Origin of the sequence: Bowmanella yangjiangensis (genome assembly GCF_017255015.1) — a bacterium.
Taxonomy (GTDB): domain Bacteria; phylum Pseudomonadota; class Gammaproteobacteria; order Enterobacterales; family Alteromonadaceae; genus Bowmanella; species Bowmanella yangjiangensis.
Genome location: NZ_JAFKCS010000076.1, coordinates 1 through 4,297 on the forward strand (window position 1 = coordinate 1; position 4,297 = coordinate 4,297).

The 4,297-nt window shown below is 62.8% G+C and carries 8 protein-coding genes; 7 read left to right on the plus strand and 1 reads right to left on the minus strand.

Annotated elements, in window-relative coordinates; translation table 11 throughout:
* Positions 1-8: 8 nt before the first annotated feature.
* A complete protein-coding gene (locus tag J0A65_RS21660) occupies positions 9-293 on the minus strand; it encodes a hypothetical protein (RefSeq protein ID WP_206596406.1) in 285 nt (94 codons plus the stop codon).
* Positions 294-452: 159 nt separating this feature from the next.
* Here J0A65_RS21660 and J0A65_RS21665 point away from each other — a divergent pair, with 159 nt between their 5' ends.
* From J0A65_RS21665 to J0A65_RS21695, 7 genes are all read left to right on the plus strand, one after another.
* Positions 453-656, plus strand: a complete 204-nt coding sequence (locus J0A65_RS21665) for a hypothetical protein (protein WP_206596407.1) — start codon at positions 453-455, stop codon at positions 654-656.
* A gap of 3 nt (positions 657-659) precedes the next feature.
* Positions 660-1,097: a DUF1937 family protein gene (locus tag J0A65_RS21670; RefSeq protein ID WP_206596408.1), complete on the plus strand. Its 438-nt coding sequence runs from the start codon at positions 660-662 to the stop codon at positions 1,095-1,097.
* Positions 1,079-2,380: a hypothetical protein gene (locus J0A65_RS21675; protein ID WP_206596409.1), complete on the plus strand. Its 1,302-nt coding sequence runs from the start codon at positions 1,079-1,081 to the stop codon at positions 2,378-2,380. The genes J0A65_RS21670 and J0A65_RS21675 overlap by 19 nt, the downstream gene beginning before the upstream one ends.
* Positions 2,377-2,721: a hypothetical protein gene (locus J0A65_RS21680; protein WP_206596410.1), complete on the plus strand. Its 345-nt coding sequence runs from the start codon at positions 2,377-2,379 to the stop codon at positions 2,719-2,721. Before J0A65_RS21675 ends, J0A65_RS21680 begins: the two co-directional genes overlap by 4 nt.
* Positions 2,718-3,197 carry a hypothetical protein gene (locus J0A65_RS21685; RefSeq protein ID WP_206596411.1) on the plus strand — a complete coding sequence of 160 codons (480 nt, stop codon included), beginning with the start codon at positions 2,718-2,720 and terminating at the stop codon, positions 3,195-3,197. The genes J0A65_RS21680 and J0A65_RS21685 overlap by 4 nt, the downstream gene beginning before the upstream one ends.
* A gap of 40 nt (positions 3,198-3,237) precedes the next feature.
* A complete protein-coding gene (locus J0A65_RS21690) occupies positions 3,238-3,438 on the plus strand; it encodes a DUF4224 domain-containing protein (protein WP_037057594.1) in 201 nt (66 codons plus the stop codon).
* A 49-nt stretch (positions 3,439-3,487) separates the two neighbouring features.
* Positions 3,488-4,297, plus strand: an 810-nt coding sequence (locus J0A65_RS21695; RefSeq protein WP_206596412.1) for a tyrosine-type recombinase/integrase, incomplete at its 3' end; no start/stop codon positions are given.

Below are 4,297 nucleotides of genomic sequence, written 5' to 3' on the forward strand. Positions count from 1 at the left end.
TCATGAGCCTAGCTGTCTGCGCCCCGGTATCGCTCCGTGGTCATCAGCGTCTGCAACATATGCAGAGCCACCAGATGGCCGCCGCCGTTGGTGCGCCAGGCTTCATGCGTGGCCTTGTAAAGGCCATCTATCTCGGCCATCAAGCGGCGATAGCGCTCGACCTCGAGCACCAGCCGGCGCATCTCCGGATGCTCAGCCCATATCCGGCGCAGCTCTCCCTGCGTCACCGGGCGAAAGTCAGGTAGTTGGTAAGGCATGGCACAATACTGGATATAAAAACAGTATTCTTCCACGCCCAGCGCCAGCCGTCACCGGCGCCCGATGCACGGGCACCCAGCCCCAACCCTTCTCAGGCCCATACCAATGAACGCCCCAACCTACTGCCGCACCACCGGCAAGCGCGTAGGCACCTGCGCGTGCCTGCGCTGCAACCCACCCAAGGAGCCAGCGCCATGCAAATCACCCTGAACGCCTGGCACAACCCTCAGCGCCAGCAGGTGCCGGTGATCGCCTTCACCGCCGCCACCCACAACAGCACCATCAGCGGCAACTTCACTGCCGCTCAGCTGCGCTCGATCGCGCGCCAGCTCATCAACATCGCCAACGACTCCGACCAGGGCGAGCAAGGCCCCGTCACCTACACCGTCGAGGATTAACCCATGCAGCCACTCATCTACGTGGCCGGCCCATACCGGGCGGCCACACGGGACGATATCGCCCGCAACATCGACGCCGCCCGCGTGATCGGCATCAGCGCCGCCGCCCTGGGCTGGTTCCCCGTCATCCCTCACGCCAACACCGCCCATATGGAGCTCGACCTGCCCGGGCTGGGCGACGAGTTCTGGCTGGCGGGAACCCTGGAAATGATGGAGCGCTGTGACGCCGTGGTGCTGGTCCCTGGCTGGGAAAGCAGCGCCGGTACCCGCGGCGAGATCATCCGCGCCGAAGAGCTGCACCTGCCCATCTTCCGCTCGCTCGGCGCACTGCCCAGCGCCGACGTGTTCCGTGACTGGGCGCGCTGCGCCACCCACCGCACCAGCGCCCTCACCCAGTACCGCCTGCAACAGGAGAAACAGCCATGCACAAGCAATGCGTGAACTGCCCTGGTGCGACTGATCACACCACTGCCGAATGCCCGGTGATGGTCGAAGCCGCGGCACCCATCGACCCGATCCATTCCGCAATGATGCTCGGCATGACGCCCGAGCCGTGCGAGCCGATCATCGAAATCACTCGCCAGGCCGTGACCAAGCTGCTCGACGTGGTCGAGTTCGGCGACCAACTGGAGCGAGTCGAGAAAGATCGCCTGGTCGCATTCGTGAAAGAGTTGCTGGCTCAGGAACAACCGGAACTGTGGGCGATGCACAGCGTCGGCCCCAACGAAGTGCACCCGATGATTTCCAAGGCAGAAGCCGAGAAGCAAGCTGCCAGCCTGATCGCACTCTGCAAAGAGCGCCTCCCCGATATTCCCATCACCGTCAACGTCATCCCCTCGCCGTACTCGCCGTTCGAGCACTTCGAAATTCTGGCGGAAGAGCTGACCGAGCAAGTGGCCAGCCTACGCCAGGCCGTCGCCACTGGATCAACCCCGGCACCTGTGGGGGTCATGCCGCCGGAAATCCCGCGCGCCCTGCTCGGCAAGATCGTCGACGAGCTCTTCGGCGGTGCGATCGAGGATACGAGCGCCATCGAGGACGTGTATCGGGTGATCGCGCGTAGCGGCATGACCTCCTATTCCGAAGGCAAGTACAGCAACGTGCTGCGCCCGTTCTTCGCGATGATGGAAGCCGAGCTGCACGCCAACACCGGCAAGGGCGACCGCCCAGCCTGGCTGGCAATGTCTCCAGAGCAGTGCCTGCTCGAAATCTACTACCACACCGCCAAGCTGCAGAAAGCCGTGAAGAACAACGACATGAAGGGCGTCCGCGAGTACACCGCGGACGTGGCCAATATGTCGATGATGCTGGCCGATACCTGCGGATGGCTCGACGTGGTGAGCAGCGAGCTGGCCAACGCCGAGCCCGCCGCTCCCTGCAACCACGAATGGACCGACGACGGCCAGCACCTGCTGGTCTGCACCGCTTGCGGCGCCCAGGAAGATCACGACCCACGCTGGCGTGACATGGCCACCGCGCCGCGTGACGGCACGCTGGTTCGCCTACTCGTCGAGTTCACCGAGCACGCAACCGAGGACGCCGACCAGGCGCCAACCATCGGGGCCAACAACTTCGAAAACGACGGTGAGGATCGCTGGCAGTTCGCCGGATGGTGCTGGTCGCATGACCATTTCACCCAAGGCCAGGGCGAGCCTGTCGGTTGGCTCCCCATGCTCGACGAGCCGCGCCGCATCGCGCCCCAACAAAAGGAGCAACACCAATGACCATCAAGCCCATTGAACCTGTAGAGGTAGTGCGCGACGCCGAAGGCTGGTTCAGCCACCCGCAGTACTTCACCGAACCCGAGTGGAACGACGTCGATGTCTTCACCCGTGAAGAGTTCGACAAGTACTGCACCGAGCGCGGCATCGAGACGGCCATGACCAGCATGGAGTCTGACGACTTCGAGATGCATGACCGCTATTGCGAAGACGGCCAGTGCGATTGCTCGGCCTGGGAACCTTCCCGCCCTGCTGGCGATGGATGGTTCGTGCTGTCGATCCACGATACCGAAGATGGCCCTGTCTGTGTCTGGGGTCGTCGCCGACAGGAGCAACAGCCATGATCAAGCGCTACAACGCGCCTCGCGGCACGACGTTGAGCGAGAGCGACAAAGGTGAGCTGGTAATGGTGGCTGACCACGACGCAGCCATCGACGCCCTTTGCACTCAGGTGGCGGAGGTGCGGGCGGAGAATGAGGCGCTGGTGGCTGGCCTGCTTGATCCGGAATCGGTGCTGGTCAACATGCTGCGCGGCAATATCGCTAAGCTGTCGCCGCGCGGCGTCTGCAAGGTCTACGGCCAAGTGCTTAACGGCGAGGATGCGCAGCACGTCGGGATTGCACGTCTGCGCGCCGAGCTGGAGGCGGCGCGGGGATTGTTGGATGAAGTCAACACGTTGGATCGAAGCGAAGAGACTGAGCCGACTAAGCTGGTGTACCGGTACAACAAGCTGATGCGCAAGGTCAGAGCCTTCCTAACCGCCACCCCGGCGCCGGAAGTGCAGGCCGAGCAGGGCGAGCGGCAGGAGCAGCAGCCATGAGCAAGATGGTCACGCTTGAGAGGTGGGCGGAGGTGATGCCATGTTCATGACACCCGATGAAGTGGCCGAACTGACGGGCTACAAGAAGCCATCAGCCCAGATCAAATGGCTGACAGCCGAGAAGTTCGGCTTCGTGGTGGGCGGTGACGGGCATCCCAAGGTGCTACGCGACGTTGTATTGTCGCGCCTTGGGTCAACCAAGCCATCGAAGAGAGAGCCGCAGTTGAGGCTCATGGGATGAGGGCGCACGCATGCGACCGAGGAAGAAGGATAGGCACCTGCCGGCCTGCATGTATCACAAACACGGCGCGTACTACCTGGTGCGAAAGGGGAAGTGGGAGCGGCTTGATACGGACTACCAGGCCGCCCTGCTCGCGTATGCGAAGAAAACATCCGGAACGGTAGCGGGCGGAATGCCAGACCTGATCAACCGCGCCTTTGCGCACCACCGGAAGAACATCAGCGACAACACCGCACTGCAGTACCAGGCGGCAGCCGAGCGGCTGAAAACCATCTTTGCAGAGTTCGAGCCTCGGCAGGTGCTGCCGAAGCACGTCGCCGCGGTGAAGATGGAACTGGCCAGCACGCCGAACATGTGCAACCGGATCTTGTCCTTCCTGCGGATCGTGTTCAGCTACGCACTGGAGTGGCAGGAGGTCGACAGCAACCCGTGCATCGGCGTCAGGCGCCACCAGGAAGCGCGCCGGGATCGATACATCACGGATGCCGAGTTTGCTGCGCTGCTGGATGCAGCCAGCCCTTACATCCGCTGCATCCTTGAAATGTGCTACCTGACCGGTCAACGCATTGGTGACGTGATCGCAATCCGCCTGGCCGATATCACCGACGAAGGCGTGGCGTTCACCCAAGAGAAAACCGGCGCCAAGCTCATCGTGGCCATGACGCCAGACCTGCAGGACGTAATCGCTAGAGCGAAGGCGCTGCCACGCAAGATCCGCGCACTGACGCTGTTCTGCTCCCGTACCGGCAAGCCGGTCTCATATGACACCGTGAAAATGGCCTTCCGCGAGCTGCGCAGGAAAACCGGTATCGATACGGTGACCATCCACGACATTCGGGCGAAGTCGCTCACCGACGCC

Coding starts and splice junctions, on each gene's coding strand:
- J0A65_RS21665 (WP_206596407.1), top strand. CDS start 453: ATGCAAATCACCCTGAACGCCTGGCACAACCCTCAGCGCCAGCAGGTG.
- J0A65_RS21670 (WP_206596408.1), top strand. CDS start 660: ATGCAGCCACTCATCTACGTGGCCGGCCCATACCGGGCGGCCACACGG.
- J0A65_RS21675 (WP_206596409.1), top strand. CDS start 1,079: ATGCACAAGCAATGCGTGAACTGCCCTGGTGCGACTGATCACACCACT.
- J0A65_RS21680 (WP_206596410.1), top strand. CDS start 2,377: ATGACCATCAAGCCCATTGAACCTGTAGAGGTAGTGCGCGACGCCGAA.
- J0A65_RS21685 (WP_206596411.1), top strand. CDS start 2,718: ATGATCAAGCGCTACAACGCGCCTCGCGGCACGACGTTGAGCGAGAGC.
- J0A65_RS21690 (WP_037057594.1), top strand. CDS start 3,238: ATGTTCATGACACCCGATGAAGTGGCCGAACTGACGGGCTACAAGAAG.